17 protein-coding genes are annotated in these 15,236 nt (G+C 59.9%); 5 read left to right on the top strand and 12 right to left on the bottom strand.

Features of this window, described 5'->3' with window-relative positions; translation table 11 throughout:
* Positions 1–28 precede the first annotated feature (28 nt).
* Together J4E00_RS28225 and J4E00_RS28220 are read left to right on the top strand one after the other, a co-directional pair.
* Entirely contained in the window at positions 29–1,579 is a 1,551-nt protein-coding gene (locus J4E00_RS28225) for a tail fiber domain-containing protein (protein WP_208178712.1), read from the top strand.
* Positions 1,580–1,747: 168 nt separating this feature from the next.
* Complete coding sequence (locus J4E00_RS28220; protein ID WP_208178711.1) at positions 1,748–2,359, top strand: hypothetical protein; 612 nt, start codon at positions 1,748–1,750, stop codon at positions 2,357–2,359.
* A gap of 397 nt (positions 2,360–2,756) precedes the next feature.
* Here J4E00_RS28220 and J4E00_RS28215 read toward each other — a convergent pair whose 3' ends face one another.
* Entirely contained in the window at positions 2,757–3,155 is a 399-nt protein-coding gene (locus J4E00_RS28215) for a nuclear transport factor 2 family protein (RefSeq protein ID WP_208178710.1), read from the bottom strand.
* A gap of 174 nt (positions 3,156–3,329) precedes the next feature.
* Positions 3,330–4,364, bottom strand: a complete 1,035-nt coding sequence (locus J4E00_RS28210) for an AraC family transcriptional regulator (protein WP_208178709.1) — start codon at positions 4,362–4,364, stop codon at positions 3,330–3,332.
* Between the two features lie 201 nt (positions 4,365–4,565).
* On the opposite strand from J4E00_RS28210, the gene J4E00_RS28205 reads away from it, so the two are divergent.
* Positions 4,566–4,973: a nuclear transport factor 2 family protein gene (locus J4E00_RS28205; protein ID WP_208178708.1), complete on the top strand. Its 408-nt coding sequence runs from the start codon at positions 4,566–4,568 to the stop codon at positions 4,971–4,973.
* Between the two features lie 229 nt (positions 4,974–5,202).
* Here J4E00_RS28205 and J4E00_RS30155 read toward each other — a convergent pair whose 3' ends face one another.
* The 5 genes from J4E00_RS30155 to J4E00_RS28180 form a co-directional block, all read right to left on the bottom strand.
* Positions 5,203–6,318 (bottom strand): M23 family metallopeptidase, encoded by a 1,116-nt coding sequence (locus tag J4E00_RS30155; protein ID WP_208178707.1) that lies wholly within the window; start codon positions 6,316–6,318, stop codon positions 5,203–5,205.
* 217 nt (positions 6,319–6,535) lie between these two features.
* Positions 6,536–6,754 (bottom strand): DUF4287 domain-containing protein, encoded by a 219-nt coding sequence (locus tag J4E00_RS28195; protein ID WP_208178706.1) that lies wholly within the window; start codon positions 6,752–6,754, stop codon positions 6,536–6,538.
* A 73-nt stretch (positions 6,755–6,827) separates the two neighbouring features.
* Positions 6,828–7,229, bottom strand: coding sequence for a VOC family protein (locus J4E00_RS28190; RefSeq protein ID WP_208178705.1), 402 nt, complete (start codon positions 7,227–7,229; stop codon positions 6,828–6,830).
* Positions 7,230–7,369: 140 nt separating this feature from the next.
* A complete protein-coding gene (locus J4E00_RS28185) occupies positions 7,370–9,289 on the bottom strand; it encodes a M1 family aminopeptidase (protein ID WP_208178704.1) in 1,920 nt (639 codons plus the stop codon).
* A gap of 187 nt (positions 9,290–9,476) precedes the next feature.
* A complete protein-coding gene (locus J4E00_RS28180) occupies positions 9,477–10,292 on the bottom strand; it encodes a helix-turn-helix domain-containing protein (protein WP_208178703.1) in 816 nt (271 codons plus the stop codon).
* Between the two features lie 113 nt (positions 10,293–10,405).
* Here J4E00_RS28180 and J4E00_RS28175 point away from each other — a divergent pair, with 113 nt between their 5' ends.
* Positions 10,406–10,558, top strand: a complete 153-nt coding sequence (locus tag J4E00_RS28175) for a hypothetical protein (protein WP_208178702.1) — start codon at positions 10,406–10,408, stop codon at positions 10,556–10,558.
* A 501-nt stretch (positions 10,559–11,059) separates the two neighbouring features.
* On the opposite strand, the gene J4E00_RS28170 is transcribed toward J4E00_RS28175, so the two are convergent.
* Genes J4E00_RS28170 through J4E00_RS28160 form a run of 3 tightly spaced genes read right to left on the bottom strand, consistent with a single transcriptional unit; the run spans position 11,060 to position 13,170 of the window.
* Positions 11,060–12,286 (bottom strand): RNA polymerase sigma factor, encoded by a 1,227-nt coding sequence (locus J4E00_RS28170; protein ID WP_208178701.1) that lies wholly within the window; start codon positions 12,284–12,286, stop codon positions 11,060–11,062.
* Between the two features lie 24 nt (positions 12,287–12,310).
* A complete protein-coding gene (locus tag J4E00_RS28165; protein ID WP_208178700.1) occupies positions 12,311–12,667 on the bottom strand; it encodes a YciI family protein in 357 nt (118 codons plus the stop codon).
* Between the two features lie 26 nt (positions 12,668–12,693).
* A complete protein-coding gene (locus J4E00_RS28160; protein ID WP_208178699.1) occupies positions 12,694–13,170 on the bottom strand; it encodes a DinB family protein in 477 nt (158 codons plus the stop codon).
* 95 nt (positions 13,171–13,265) lie between these two features.
* Here J4E00_RS28160 and J4E00_RS28155 point away from each other — a divergent pair, with 95 nt between their 5' ends.
* A complete protein-coding gene (locus tag J4E00_RS28155; RefSeq protein WP_262898471.1) occupies positions 13,266–13,520 on the top strand; it encodes a Tn3 family transposase in 255 nt (84 codons plus the stop codon).
* A gap of 271 nt (positions 13,521–13,791) precedes the next feature.
* On the opposite strand, the gene J4E00_RS28150 is transcribed toward J4E00_RS28155, so the two are convergent.
* Entirely contained in the window at positions 13,792–14,523 is a 732-nt protein-coding gene (locus J4E00_RS28150) for a hypothetical protein (protein ID WP_208178697.1), read from the bottom strand.
* Between the two features lie 11 nt (positions 14,524–14,534).
* Positions 14,535–15,206 (bottom strand): hypothetical protein, encoded by a 672-nt coding sequence (locus J4E00_RS28145; protein ID WP_208178696.1) that lies wholly within the window; start codon positions 15,204–15,206, stop codon positions 14,535–14,537.
* Between the last annotated feature and the right edge of the window lie 30 nt (positions 15,207–15,236).

The raw sequence follows: 15,236 nt of genomic DNA, 5'->3' as shown, positions 1-15,236 counted from the left end.
TCCATCAGCCTCACTCTTTTTTTTTACTATGAAAACCTGTTTTTTTCGCTGGGCTGTGGCCCTGTTGCCCGTGCTTTGGCTACCCTTCGCCGCCGGAGCCCAATCGGTAGGCATCGGCACCACTGTGCCCGACGCCAAGGCCGCCCTCGAAATTAAAGCCAGCGACCGGGGCCTGCTCATTCCGCGCCTCACGGCCGCTCAGCGTACGGGTATTGCCGCCCCGCCCCAGGGGCTGCTGGTATACCAGACCGACGCGCCCGAAGGCTTTTACTACGTCGCCGGCAGCCCGGCCGCCTGGGTGTTCCTCAACCCGGCCGGCGGCGGGGCCGACAACCTGGGCAACCACACGGCCACCACTGGTCTGAACTTGCAAGCCAACGCCCTTACTGGCACCGGGGCCAGCATCGGCGCGGCTGTGGGGGTAGGCGTGCGGGCCGACGGCGGCCTGAACTTGGGCCAGAATGGCGTGGGCAATAACGTGCTGCTCGGCTTCCAGGCCGGGCAAAGCCTGACGCCTACAACCAATGGCCGAGGCAACCACAACCAATTCATTGGCTACCAGAGTGGCCTCAACAACACGACGGGCCGCGATAACCTGTTCGTGGGCTTTCAGAGCGGCTACGACAACACGACCGGTAGCTTCAACTGCTTCAACGGCAACGGGAGCGGCTCCTACAACACTACAGGCAGCTACAACAACTTCAGTGGCCTTGGAAGCGGCTACCACAACACGACGGGCGACAACAACCAGTTCAGCGGCTACCTGAGCGGCTACAACAATTCAACGGGCAGCAACAACCAGTTCATAGGTTACCAAAGCGGCTACAACAATTCAGCCGGCGGCCATAACGTGTTCAACGGCTACGAAAGTGGCATCAATAACACAACTGGCAATGAAAACGTGTTTCTGGGCTACCAGAGCGGGCAAGACAACGCGACGGGCAGCTACAACACGGCTCTCGGGGCCTACAGCGGCACTTACCAGAACGTGGTTAGTAATTCGACAGCCCTAGGCAACGGAGCCATCGTCACCACCAGCAACACCATCCAACTAGGCAACAGCATTTTTTCGTTGCGCTGCCAGGTGGGGCTGACGGTGACCTCCGACGCGCGCTTCAAAACGGACGTGCAAGCCAATGTGCCGGGTTTGGCCTTCATCACCCGCCTACGCCCCGTCACCTACCGCTTCGATGCCGCCCGGCAGGCGGCCTTCAACCAGCTGCCTGCCGGGCTGGCGCGCCGGGCAGCCGCCGTATCCGATTCGACCCGCCGCACTGGTTTTCTGGCCCAGGACGTGGAAAAAGTTGCGCAAGAGCTAGGCTTTGACTTCGACGGGCTACATGCTCCGGCCAATGCCCGCGACTACTACGGGCTTAATTACGCCCAGTTCGTGGTGCCGCTCGTGCGCGCCGTGCAGGAACAGCAAGCGCAGATTGAGGCGCTGAAACAACAAGCCACTATTGCCCAAGCCGCCGCCGCCGACGCCCGCACCAAAGCGGCCCAGGCCACCGCTGCCACCGAAGCATTCGGGGCGCGGTTGCGGCGGTTGGAGAACAGCAGCGCCCAGGCCCAGCAATAAGCGTGGATGCTACCCCGGTCCCCATTGCAACACTCGTCCACATGAAACACTGGTTTGCTTTTGCATTGCTGCTGCACTCCCTCGACAGCCTCGCTCAACCCACTCTCACCAACGACGGCTCGGCCCTTACCGTGTCGGCCGGCGCCTTGCTATAATGTGGCCGGCGGCGTGCAGAACCACACGGGCAGCACCCTCGCCAATGCCGGCACCGTGCAGCTCATTGGCGACCTCAGCAACGCAGGCACGCTGGTATCCGGCGGCATGATGCTCTTCACGGGCAGCACCAATCAAGTGTTCGCACCCGGCGCAGCCACGGTGGCTGCGCTGGTGCTCAACAACACCGGGGCCGCCGGCCAGCACACGCTTAGCCTGCCTACCGACCTCACCGTGGGCACCGCCCAGACCCCGCAAAGCGGCCTGCTGCGCACCTTGCCTACGGCCACGCTTACGCTACCCGACGGGGCCACCCTCGGCGGCGAAGGCCCAGGGCGGTACGTGCAAGGCAACTTACGCGTGGTGCGTGCGCCCGGCAGCGGGGTGTTCGACTTCGGCCACGGCTTGGTGCTGGACCGGAGCGGGCTGGGCCAGGTCACGTCCACGCGCCCGGCCGGCTTGCTCACCGACAACCTGAGCAGGGCCGTGAACCTAGGCAATAGTGCTCGGCAAGGCATAGACCGCATCTGGACCCTGGTCACCACAGTGCCCCCGGCGGCGCCGTATCCGTGTCTGTCAAACGGTCGCGGCTTAAACTTAAACCTGTTCAGTTTTAGGAGCGTTTGATTTCCGCTTACCATCCTTTGAGCGGAGCTAATGTCCCACAAAACGACTCCCTGGGGGAAAATTGGGAACTGGCCCGCTGGTTGCATGAAACGCGTCACGGTGACATCGTTCATATTGTGCTCTTGGTAAAACAGTGCTGGTCCGACACCAACCTGTCTACCCAATTGCCCGCCACCGATGTGTGGTTAAACATATTACTTGTGGGAATGCTCGCAGCCATACGTCGAGAGTATTGGTGCGGGCGGGCTAGTAAGTAGCCAGCACTACAGGCCGGGATAGAAGCGTAAAATATGCCAATAGGCTCCCTATCTGATAATCCGGAGGCATGGTTGCTCTGGTCGGCCACGTGTATTGAACCTGCCGCACTGTTCCAGTACCGGGCACGCGACGGACGAATTTATTGGCCCCAAAAGGCATCTTCCTGGGCCGTATCGGTTGTGAAAACCTGCACCTGGGTAATTAGTCCATCTTCGATAGTGTATACATCGAGGTTATCCACGTCGAGCACGACGCCGCTTGGCTGGGCGGCGCGCCAGTGTACCCGGCAAGCTACCTGGGTGCCATTCGTACTGAGCAGGTCCACCTCAGTTAAGGTAAGCGTGCCGTTGGCCAACTCCTGCATGGCGCCTACCATGCCGAATACCTCGTCGCGCGAATGTTTGAGGCCCGAAAGGCGGTTGTGGCCCGGCTGACTCCATTGAACCTGTGGGTGCAAGGCGGCGGCCACTTGGTCGAATTTGCCTTGCTGCACGGCCGTCAGAAAGCCGTGTACTACGTCTTGGGGTTGCGTTTGCATAAGTAAAATAGGTGTAGGGGTGAAAGAGTAGGTAGCTCCAGCCGGCTATCAGACAGCCGAGCACTTCGCAGCAGGAAGGGCCGCGTTTTTCTACCGCAAAGTTTCCCGCGTTAGCGTCCGGCCCGCTTACCACCAAACGCCATCCTCTTGTCCTTTTCCGCCAATGCTGGCTGGCTACCCCGGAAGCGAGCGGCTAGCTGACGCAGGCTGGTAGTGTGCCGGGCTGTGCCCCGTCCAGCGCTTGAAGGCGCGACTGAAAGCACTTAACTCGTTGTATCCCATTAAATAAGATATCTCCTTAATCGGATAGGCGCCCATTTTCAGGTAATGCAAAGCCAGAGACTTGCGCACGGCATCGGCTACCTCCTGATAATTAGTGCCTTCGGCCTGCAGCTTGCGTTGCAGGCTGCGGGCACTGGTGGAAAAATTTGCCGCTAGCTCTTCCAACGACGGGATGCCCAAGTAAGCGTTGGCCAGCAAGTAGCCCGCAATCTTGTCGCGCAATGGTTCCACGGCTGGCCGAGCCGCTTGCCATTGGGTTATTTTCTGCAGCAGCGCAGCTTGCAGTTCGTAGTCAGCGGTGAGGAGGGGCATACTCCAACACGCGCCGGCTAACTCGACGCTGTATTCGCCGGGCGGACCAGCCGCCAGCGTGGCCGCGCGTAGTACCCGCAGATGCTCGGGCAGCTGCCGGGCCCCAGGCGGAAACCGCACGGTTCGCGGCTGAAGGCGTTCGAGCAGCAGGCCATCGAGCTCGTGCAGGACAAATGCCAGCACAAAATCCACGAGGTGGTCGACTACGGTGGCGCTAGCCGCCAGCTCGGTGGGTAGCTGCCGAAACCGCAGCCACACGGACTGGGGAGAGTGGGCCAAGTCGAGCCACACCTGGTCGGTGAGCAAGGGTAGCAGGGCGGCCCCGTGGGTTAAGGCCTCGCCCACGGTGCGGCTGCTCTGCACGAGTTGCCCGACAACCCCCAGTGCCGCCGGGGTCGCAGCTTCACCGAAGTGCAGTCCAAAGGTGGGGTCACGGGCTAGCTGGGCCGCGTTGAGCCAGAGGTCGTGCCACTGCTTCGCCGAAAGGGGGCCGTGGGTGGGGCTGAGTAGGGCAGCCGTGTCCAGCCCCGACTGCCGGGCCAGGCGGTCCACGGCCAGGCCCCGCTGGGCGGCATAGGCCAACAAGGCCAGGGCCAGTTGCTGTTGAGGGTGCATAGAACAACCGTAAGTGAGCCTGGTGAAGGTAGCAGCCCGTTCGCCTGCGAATGCACCCATGGCGTGATAAAGCAATTAAATGACGTCTGAAGGTAAAGAGTGCGGGGCAAGCTGCTGGCACTTTTGCCAAACCAACTGATAGGCTGGTGCCTCAGCACCCGCGTAGCCCTCGCCGATTTTTTACTTTATTGCCTGCCTCCTATGGCTCCCCTTCTTTTCGATACCCGCCTGTTGGTCAGCACCTACTTGCAGGCCCTGGCTGCCCGCGACGTTCCCACCCTGATGATGTGCTTTGCCGACCGGGTGGACTGGGACGTGCCGGGTGCCCGCGACCTGGCGCCGTGGCTGGGACCGCGCCAGCAGCGCGCCGAAATTCAGCAGTTTTTTGAGTTGCTGTTTGCGCACACCGTGCCAGTGGATGCACATCTGGAGCACTTGCTTGTGGAGGGCCCGGTGGCCATCGTTACCGGAACCTTTTCCAGCACCCTAACGCAAACAGGCCGGTTGTTCACCTCCCCCTTCTTTATCTCATTAACTATGGTGCAGGGAAAAATAGTGCGCTACAGGCTGCTGGAAGATACCCATGCGCTAGTGGTAGCACTAGCGTAGTCAGCTCATTTTAACTTGGTCATATTACCTCATGAAGCACTCTTCTGGAATACTTGCACATCACTGGTTGTCCTCACCGAGCTGACTGGGTAGCACTGTTCATACGCTTCGTGGTAGAGGTAAGCGACGCTGGCCTTCACCAGCTTTTGCTGAGCTTGCACCGACGAGTAGTTCAGACGGAAATGCAGTTGGTGGGTACAGCCAGCTGCTTGGTTGTTTCCGCTCCGGGCTATTCAAATTGGATTACCGAATTGGCCGCTGGCCGTTCCTCGACGAACAAGGCGGGCTGAGAGCCACTAGCCGTCCAGGGCCGCTTGCCAAACTGGTTGAAATCCGGGTAAGTCCCCAGTTGAGTGAAACGGGCGAAGGAATAGGCTTCTCCTTCAGCGCCTAGCGCCGAAGGAGCATCGGCGACGTGAAAGTGCAGGTGCGGGCCGGTCGTCTGGCCCGTGAAACTGATTTGCGCCAGCACCTGACCCTGTTTGACGTGCTGGCCCGGTCGTACGCGAAGGCTGCCGGGGCGCAGATGCTCGTAAAAAGCCGTCTGTTGCCGGCCCAGGTCCAAGGCGATGTAGTTGCCAGTTGCCTGCGCCGCCGAATAAGCGGGATGGGCGGCCAGCGTTGGGCTTTCGGGAAAATCATTCTGGGCCGCTACCACCACGCCGTCGCGCACAGCCAGCACATCAGCCCCGTAGCCGTACCAGTTGCCCACCACGTTCTCGTCGGTGCGGGCGTAGCTGCCTTGCAAATCAAGTTTAATAAAGTCGATGGCGTAGCGCCCGGGAATGCGCGTTTTGCCATCAATGGTGTAGCGTACCCGGCGGTGTCCCCGCTCCCACGACGGCTCGTACACGGCTGCCCAAGGGCCCCCACGCAAGGGCGGACCGAATACGGGGGCGAGCTGCTGCTTGATTGGCAGCCACGGGCTCCGGCTATGCGCCACCCGTTTTTGAACTCCCTGGCGGTAGGTGTAGGTCAGGTGATGACCCAGTTGCTTAACCGAGGCCTCGGCAGGCAGTCCTACTTCGAGATAAAGTACTTGGGTTGCGCCAGGGAGCACGCTGGTGGAAGGCGGGCCGGCGCGGCCAAAGCGGGCAGCTAAAGCGGCTACTTCTAACACGGCCACCGCCGAGTCGGCCTCATTCACGACGCGTAGTTCCTGGACGTTGAGCGTATCCGCGGTTGGGTTCGTCAGCAGCAATTCGTAGTACAGGGTAGGCTGACCGGCAATGCGCACCACGGCGGGCGCAAATGGCACATGCAACTCTACTGCGGGCGGGACGGAATCGGCGCCCTTCGACTCGATGAGTAACAGACAGCTAATTGCTTGCAGGTAGAACTTCACGGAAAGTCTAAAAATGGGGTAGAAGACTCAGCGGCTGGAGATGAAAGCAATTGCCCTTGTGGGAAAATTGAACAAGCACGAGGCGAGGAACTGGTCCCGCCACACGGGAGCTGATTACGTTCGTGGGGTGTGGTGTGACGGCCTTAATGAAGGAACAAGATGGAAAGGATATGAAAGCGAACTGCTGAGGCAATGCCTTCACCAGGCCCTACTTATCTTATTCCGTCTTGCCTTTAAAGCTGGCGTAGATGGCCATTGCATGCCCATGCCCCAGTTCAAATTCTTCCTTGAGCCAATTCGTGATGACAGTTGCCTTAATTGAAGCAACTAGCTGCCCATCCTGCAAGAATCCTTTTGCTTCCGCGAGTTGCTTAAAGTCATCAGGACTTTTACCCGTTTTAGCTTTAATGTTGTCGATGTAAGCTTGAAAAGACATGGCTTTGGGTTTGTAACTGGCTAATTGAAAAAGGGTTGGTATTGCGGCGTGCCAAGATACTGACCGGTAAGAATCAGTTATGGACGGCCGCGGCTTGCATGCCGATGGCCCAGGTGTTGCCCGCAAAGTCACGGGACGTGCCCCGTATGTCCGGGTCGCCAGGTTTGTTCACTGGGGCCTCTACGGCTTCACACCCCAGGGCCAGCGCCCGGGCGTAGGTGGCGTGCACGTCCGGCACGTACACGTGCAGCAAAAGCCGATTGGCCGGGTAGGTAGGCATGGCATCCGCAAGCATGAGCACGGAGTCATCGAGCTGCAGTTCCAAGTGCCCCACCGTGCCGTTCGGCCCCGCGAAGCGTCGCAATTCCACGGCGCCAAACAGCTCGCGCAGCAAGTCTGCCAGCTGCTGGGCGCCCTCGACGACGAAGTAAGGGGAAACGGACGTGTACCCGGCCGGCTTGAAAGGTATGTTCATCTGGCTTCATGTTCAGCTCAAACGGAATACAGGAAGTTGCTCCAACAGGTAGTGCGGTGAAATATGATGTACTCGGAGTACCGCTGTTATAGAACCAAATAGCGCATGCCGAATGCTTGCCAGTGGGCACGCCCGAAACGTTACAACCTGCTGGCTACTCCCTCTGCGTTGCCCGTCAGCGCGTCCGCTGTCAAAGCGCAGCTTCTGGCCCAGGCAAACAATTCCTTATCCCCTTTTGCCTGGGCCAATTTGGCCAAAAGCAGATAGGCGTTGGTAAGCCCCTGCGGTTCTCGCACCGGACACCGGACAGCCCGCAAAAAGTAAGCAATGGCTTCTTCCCGGAAAGCCGGGCTTTGACGGGACCGCCTGGCCTGCAGAAAGCCCAACTCGAAGCAAAGCGCAAATTCGGCCCCGTACGGGTCAGGCTGCGACACTTTGGCCAAGGCCGCTTCGCCCATCGCCAAGGCTTCGGGTACCTTGCCCGACAGCCACAGGTTTCTCACCCGAGAAGCGTCGGCCAGGACCATGGCCCGGGCGCGGTACTCTTCGCTCCAGTGCAGCACCTTAAACTCCGGGTCCAGCCGCACTTGTTGCACGATAAAATCAGGGGGCACCTCCTGGCGGAGGGTAGTCGTAGCACCCGCGACTTCTACCACACACCGAACGGTTTTCCCGGCGGTGCTAATAAGTTCGGCGTCTAACCGTAATCGGTAGGCAGTACGGGGCGGCTGCACGACCTTGAGGGCCACTTGTCCTTGTCCGCTCAGCTGCCAGGACAGCGTCCACTCGGGCGCGCCGGTCCGGTTCAGCCACTGCTCGTAGAACCAAGCCAGGTCCTGCCCGGCGGCTTGCTGGATTTCGTTCAGAAAGTTCTCCCACGTCAAGGGATGGTCCCGGTACTTGGTGGTTAGGTGGTGCAGGGCCGCCCGCATGCGCTCTTTGCCGATGGTTTCAGCTAGCAGCTCCAGCACCAAAAAGCCTTTGCTGTCGCCGATGGAATGCGCCTCGGCACTGCTCACGTTCTGCAAGGCGGTATCCGAGCCGCTGGCCACCAGCGTCAGGTAGCCCAGTCCCGACTGCTCCTTGTTGTAGCCCGGATAACCCGTGCGGCGGTACTGTTCGGTCTGGGTGGGGTCGAAACGCTTGACCACTTGCAGCGAACCGTATTGGGCCATGGCTTCGCTTAAGATGCCCGTACCTTTTTTGCCGGTTGACCGCACAGCATTGCCCCACCACTGGTGCCCGAGTTCATAACCAAAAAGGGCGTAATTGAACGGCTTTCCAAAGCTGGCGCTGGGCAGTGCAATGCCTGCGCACTCGCTGATGCCGCCGATTCCCAGCTTCGCGGCGACCTCATCCGGATATTCGACAATGTTGAAGCTACCGAAAGCATATGGCCCGAATTCCTGGCTCAGCTCCTCAATAATACGTGCACACTTGCGCACGTAGGCACTCGTGACGGTGTCGCGCGTGAGCCGGTAAGCGCCGATAGGCAGCGGCCCTGAATAGTCCGAGCGGATGTAGTGGCCCACAAATAAGGAGAAGATGGCTGGGGTTCGCACCGTAAATTCCGTGGTAAGCAGCTTGCCCTTCCCGATTGAGTGGAACTGGCTGCCCATGATAACGGGGGTAAACCGCCGAGCTGTGGTAACGCGGATGGTACCCGTACCCTCCATGGTGCTTGTGGAATTGTCCGCTTGCCGGGCCAGCACCTGCGGGTACCAGGCCACACCGTAGCCCCCAGCCATGCAGTATGCGCTGTCGAGAAAGAACTGAGCTGCTGGCAACGTGCCGCCCTGGTAGGCAAAGCCTATGCGCACGGTCTGATGCGGGACCAGTCGGGGAGAGAAAAGGAATCGGTAAACGGCCTGCCCATCAGCGGCCGGCACCTCTTTCACCACAAATTGCGGCTGTTTGGGCGAGAGCAGGCGAAAGGTTGGCCGGCCCATGTTTTTATTCACGACCACGTCTACAGAATCCCTCGTTTGGTCATCGGCATCGAAGGCGAAGGTGCCCTGCACCTGCAGGTTTTTTTCCGGTAACCTGGCTTCAATTCGCATATCGTATCGAGCCACTGGCGACGGTTGAGCCACTGCCGCAAAGCAGCTCAACAATAGCGTGCTACAAACCCAAACGTGTAAAGTTTTCATAGGAGCGAAGCAGCAGCTTAGGCTGCCGTTGCAAAGAACCCATGAGTCGCTGGCTACATTCTTGGACAGAATTGCCCAAGCTTGGACAGAATTGCTGCTAAAGCATTTTTCGGTAGTCTCCCGGCGTGATTCCCATCACTTTTTTGAAGACCCGGGTTAAGTAACTTGCATCTGTGAATCCCACTTCAAAGGCAATTTCCTCGGTTGTCAGCCGCGTGTGAGCCAGCAGTTGGCAGACGCGCGCCACCTTCTGCTGCCGGGCGTACTCACCCAGGGTCAGGCCGGTCGCCCGCTTGAACTCCCGGCATAAGTAAGAGGCCGACATGCCCGCGGTCTGGCTCATTTCCAGCAATGATAGCGCCTGCGACGACGCGTCGTTTAGCAATGCTTTTACGCGCCGTATGGCCTGGGACTCCGCCAACCGTGGGCTCTGCTCGCGCATAAACAAGCCCGTTAATTGCAGGGCCGTGCCCACAACAACGCTTTCCGAAAAGCAGTCGGGTTGCGTCACTTCCTGCAGGATGGACCGCAACAACTGTTTCATCTGAGGAGCTTCCAGCACCCGCTGCTGCTGCATGGCTCGCAACCCCTTGCCCGGCAGTAGAAAGTCCGGCGAGATTTCTACGTTGAAGCACGCGGCGCCCGCGTGCTCGAAGCGGTTGAAGTGCTCACAACCCGCAGGGTGATACAGTAAGTCCCCGCGCTGACATTGTACCCGCTGGCCCGCAAACGCCTCTTCATACCGGCCTTCCAGCACGAAAGTAAAATGCGGATTAACGTGGTAGTGCGCAGGAAGGATAGCGCCAAACTCGTGCTGAGAAGTGGCGAGGATGACACCTCCCATGCTAGCAGAAAAGGGCACCTGGCCCATGTATTGTCCTGCTTGCATCTCCATGGCGGCAACGTTACCCATTAAATTTCAGGTTAAGAAAAGAAATGCAACTCGGCTTTCAGTCGCCGAAAGTGGCGGCTAAGCGCCAACTTCTGAACTTGGACCCGCCCCGCAACATACCTCACAAAAGTCCCTTGGCCATTTTTGCCATCCTGGCTAAACCAGAGCGTGCCTTTGCCTTTGAATGCACGAAGTACGGGCAGCAGGCGCTGTGTAAGCAGGACATCGTGCTGGGCAAAGCTAAGGGCGTGTTATTATCGTCGATGTACGATGTTGGCGGAGGTTAAAAGTTTGGTCCAAAAGGTAATCATTGTAAGAGGTTGGGCGAAGTAAGTCGGTAGTTATCCGTGCTTTTAGGAGCCAGGCAGAGACGTGTTGTTGTTCTAGTTGGCCAGGCAAAAACAACACTAGTCTCGCCAAAAGCAGCAGCATTCGCAACAGTAGCCGGGCCGTAAGCCAGTTAGTAGGGTACTACGGAACCGTGCACACGCACTTGGTAGCGCCGAAGCTGCGCATCTTCTTAACGCCCAAGGTGCAACTCACCGGCTTCTACCAGTACAACACTGTCAGTCAGTAGGGCGGGCTGAACACCCGGTTTGCTTGGGAATACCGCACTCTGTCATTTGGTCATTTCGTTTTCAGCGACCTGCACCGTCTAGACCAGCCCGGTGTGGAGGCGCCTTTCCAGCAGTAGGCCACCATCCGGAAGGTGTCCTACAGCCACCCGCTTTGAGCCGAATGGAATGGACCCTTAGGCCAGCTTCTGGCTTTGGTCGTAGTGGCCGAGCTTAGCCCTTTTTCACCTCGATTAGCTTCCGCTGGATGGCGCGCTTATCCGGCGCGCTCTTAGCCAGTTGATAGGCTTGGCGTAAATGCTCGGCGGCTCTTCCATCATCCAGGCCTCGGTACAACTCGCCGAGCAAGGCCCAGTATAGCGGGTGGCTGGTGAGGGAAAGTTGTTCGGCCGCCGCAATGGCGGCTTGCTTGCCAGCCACTTTAGCCAGCACGTAGGTCCGGCTCAGCGCAGCGAGCGGCGAAGCGTCCACCTGCCGCAACAGGTCATGGAGTTGCAGCATACTGGCCCATTTTGCTGGCGTGTCGGCTTGCGTCGTGCTCCAAAAGGCGAGGCCGGCTTCCAAGTGGTATTTGGAAAGGGAATTGCCAGCCGCAGCCCGTTGCAAAAAATAGCCCCCTTTCCGCACCCATTCCTCGTTCCATCGGCTGGAATCCTGCTGCTCGTAAAAAATTATATCGCCGTGCGGGTCCAGGCGGGCCTCTAGCCGGGAGGCGTGAAAGCACATCAAGGCCAGCAGCGCATATACTTCCGGCCGGGCAGTAAGCGTGTTTTCTACCAGCAGGGTGGCCAGCCGAATGGCCTCAAAGCACAACTCTTTTCGAATCAACTGGTTTCTGTGCGCTGAATAGTACCCTTCGTTGAACAACAAGTAAATCGTGCCGAGCACCGCCTCCAGCCCTTGCTCCAACTGCGCCGGGCCCGGCAGCTCAATGGCTGTGCCGACTTTGCGCAGGGCAGCTTTGGCTCGAAACAAGCGCTTCTGAATGGTTTCCTTGTTGGTTAAAAAGGCCCCGGCAATTTCCTCGATTCCAAAGCCGCAGAGCACGCGCAGCGACAAGCCCATCTGAGCGGCGGGGGCCAGCGCCGGATGGCAAATGGCAAACATCATGGCCAGTTGGCTATCCTGAATGTTCTGAGCCGAGAGTTCCACTTCCGGCTGACTGGCCGAGTTAGGGGCCTGGACCGCGCTAAATGCCTGGTGGGCACGCGCACGCTGCAGGTGCGTTGTGGCTTTGTTTTGGGCCACCCGGTAAAGCCAGGCTACGGGGTTGGGCGGCAAGCCATTGGGTCCCCAGGTTTGGGCGGCCGTGAAGAAGGTCTCGCTGACCAGGTCTTCCGCTGTTTCCAACTGCGCGAAGCCAAAACGCCGTGCCAGTACGGCCACCAGCTTGTGGTATTCGGTTCGAAACAGGTGAGGGAGCAATTCAGGGTGGTCCATGCGTTAGCGGCGCTCGTGCTGAATTTATTCGGGTTCGTGTACCGTACTGATTCGGCGGACTTCGACGCTGTTGCCTTCGGCCCGCAAGATGGGGCACGCCTGGGCCCAGCCCATGGCCTCGTCAAAGTCCCGTGCCCGGATGGTAATAAAGCCGGCAAGAGCCTCCTTGGTTTCCGCGAACGGGCCATCCAGCACCACGTTGCCGGCCTTGAGTACGCGTCCTTCAGTGGACAAGCCCGTGCCACTCACAAAGCGGCCTTGCGCGGTGAGGGTTGCCACCCAGTCCTGATACTGCTGCATGTACTGCTGCAGTTGCTCCGGCGAAGGCTGCGCCCCTTTGGTAATCAAGTCCAGGCGCATGAGAATTAGGTATTCATCCATGAGGTTGTGATGGATAGGCAGATGCCTTACTTCTGGAGGGCCAGCGGCTCCAACAGCGGGCTGTGATTCCCTCTTTTCAGGGTTAAGGCTATTTGTCCGGCGTGGTGAGAATTATGGAACAAGACGTGGGCAAACAGACGGAACCGGGTAACCGGGCCAAAGAAAGGTGTTGGCACGGCTTCTTGCCAGGCAGCATCCGGGGTGCTGTCGATGCAGCGGCGCAGCATCGCAAATCCTTCGGCCACCAATGCGCGGCTGGCTTCCACATCCCGGCCTTGCCCGTTATCGGAGTAACCCATGGTGGTGTTGACTATTGGCGTAGGCTGCCCCAGGAACAAGCCAAACCGGTTGATGGTCTCGCCCACATGGCGCAACAGAAAGCCCGCCGAGGCGGCTTCTGCGGTTAGCCGCCAGGTGGCATTGGTGCAGTCTACTTGATGAAAAACGGACCCACTGGTCATTTCATTCTGAGCAAGTAGGTCAAGAAGCAGTGCTTTTTGCATGAATAGATTGGCCAACTGTTTAATTAAGGAAGCAGCCTATTTCTATAACTTGCTGCCCGGCCGAAACAGGACATTTGTTCCAATATATTTTGCGAATGGGGGTAGCCCAATCCAATTTGGAAAACACGGTTAACTGGCGCTTTTCGCTCGGAAACCTGCGCCGGGCCAACGACGCCGTGATGGCTGTCACCAGCAAGATGCCCGTCAGCCGCTTGTTCCAGCGCGACCCCAACCAACTCCGCACCTCTTCCGACGGGCAGCAGTACTACGTAGCGGTTGATTCCATTCACGACACACTCCTAATAAGTGCTTCTGACAGAAAAAAAGATTGTGTCGTATGGGCTTCTTGACAACCGGCACCGGCTGTTTCACTCCGTCACCAGCAGCGCTTCCGAGCGCGAGGCCGCCTACCTGATGGTCGTCGCACCGGTAAACCGTCCCCGCATTCTCCCTGATGTACCCCGACCTGGCCCTCCTGCCCACTGCGGAGTGGCCCGCACTCAACTAGAAAGTGCGCGACGGTCTTTGCCCAACTAGCCAAGGCCCTGCGCGCGGGCTGGAACGAAATGCAGATAGCGACGCACGCGAAATTCTGCAGCGAGTAGGCCCGCCAGCAGCGGCCTACTCCAGGTTGGTCGAGTGGCTGAGTTCACGGAAGCTAAGGCGGAGCAGGGCGTGCCGGGTGGTGTCGGGCCGGTCGGCCACTAGGGGGGGGCGCTTGCGGTGCGGGCCGCCGTGGTAGTACGTGTAGAGCGTATCGGGTCGGGGCTGGTTGGCCAGCAGCGGAAAAGCGCTGACGTACACCACCGAGTCATTGACGCAGGCTACGGCTTCAACGCCAAAGTTGTGGTCCAGCAGGTAGGCGTTGCGCTCGTAATAGTTGCCAGCCGGCCAGCGCCGGTATTCCTGCAGCGCCAGGCGGTGGCTGTACGTCAGGGCCATGCGCAGGGGCAACTGTTCGGGCGTTTCAGTAAGGGTAGGTTCGAGGTTTCGGCCGAAGAAGAACTCCCACTCGTAGCCAGACCGGCCGTCCTCGTAGAGCCGGAAGGTGGGGCGGCGGAAGGTGAGCGTATCGAGCCGGGCTGCCGCCACGGCCGAGGCGGGCACAAACTGCACCCGCATCAGCACCCGGCTGCGGGGGGGCGCGGTGAAGTGGAACAGGCTGTCGGCCATCAGCGAATCGGGGGGCCAGTAGCTGTCCAGCGTATCCTGCCGGTCGAAGGGGCGATTGCGGGCGGGCAGGGCGTCGAACAGGGGCTTTAGGCGCGGCGGTGTTTCCTGTTCCTGGGATGCGTGGGGGCGGCAGGCGCTCAGCAGCAGCGCGGCGGCCAGGAGCCAGCGGGTGGGGGGCATAGTGCGGCAGTTTAGCGGGGCAGGGTCAGTTCGTCGTAGGTCACGGGGGCATCGTTGGCCATGCTGCCGTCGGGCAGGGCGTGGCGGCGCATCAGCACCACGCGGTAGGGGCGACCCAACGGGCTTCGACCGGCTCCCAGGTGGTGGGTTCCATCCGCCACAGCAGGCGCGCCCCGGTGGCTTCCACTTGCACCAGGCTCAGCCTGTTGGGTTGGTCGCCGCCGCCCAGTCCGGGGCTGGTGAGCAGCACTAGGCGGCCATCGGGCGAGGCCACGGGGGGGCACCAGTCCAACTTGGCGTCCGGTGCGCTGGTCCACCAGCACGGTCCCGTCCGATTCCCAGTACCAGGCCCGCACCACCCACTGGTGGGCGGCGGGCAGGCTGCTCCAGTACTGGTACTTCACGCCTTTGGCGTTTTGTAGCGTAAACTGCGCGTCGGGCGTGGGGGCCAGCCGCACCTCGGTAACCTGCGCTGGCCGCAGCAGCGACCAGCCCTGGCGCGTTACCCGGCCCTGCTCGGCGGGTAAATGCTCGGAAGTAGAGTCGTTAGGTAAATCAGGCAAGCCGCCAAAGGGCAGCCTGTCGAAAGCGTCTGCAGGGATTTTGCGCAACTGCCCGACCTGGCCACCGGGCAGGTATAGGGCATCAGGCGAGCCAGGGGCCTTGGCGGTCACGGGGGGCATGGCATATGGGGGAGCAGGGGCCGCTGCTGG

The sequence above is a fragment of the Hymenobacter negativus genome, from assembly GCF_017571495.1.
GTDB lineage: Bacteria > Bacteroidota > Bacteroidia > Cytophagales > Hymenobacteraceae > Hymenobacter > Hymenobacter negativus.
This window is presented reverse-complemented; position numbering and strand designations above follow the sequence as displayed.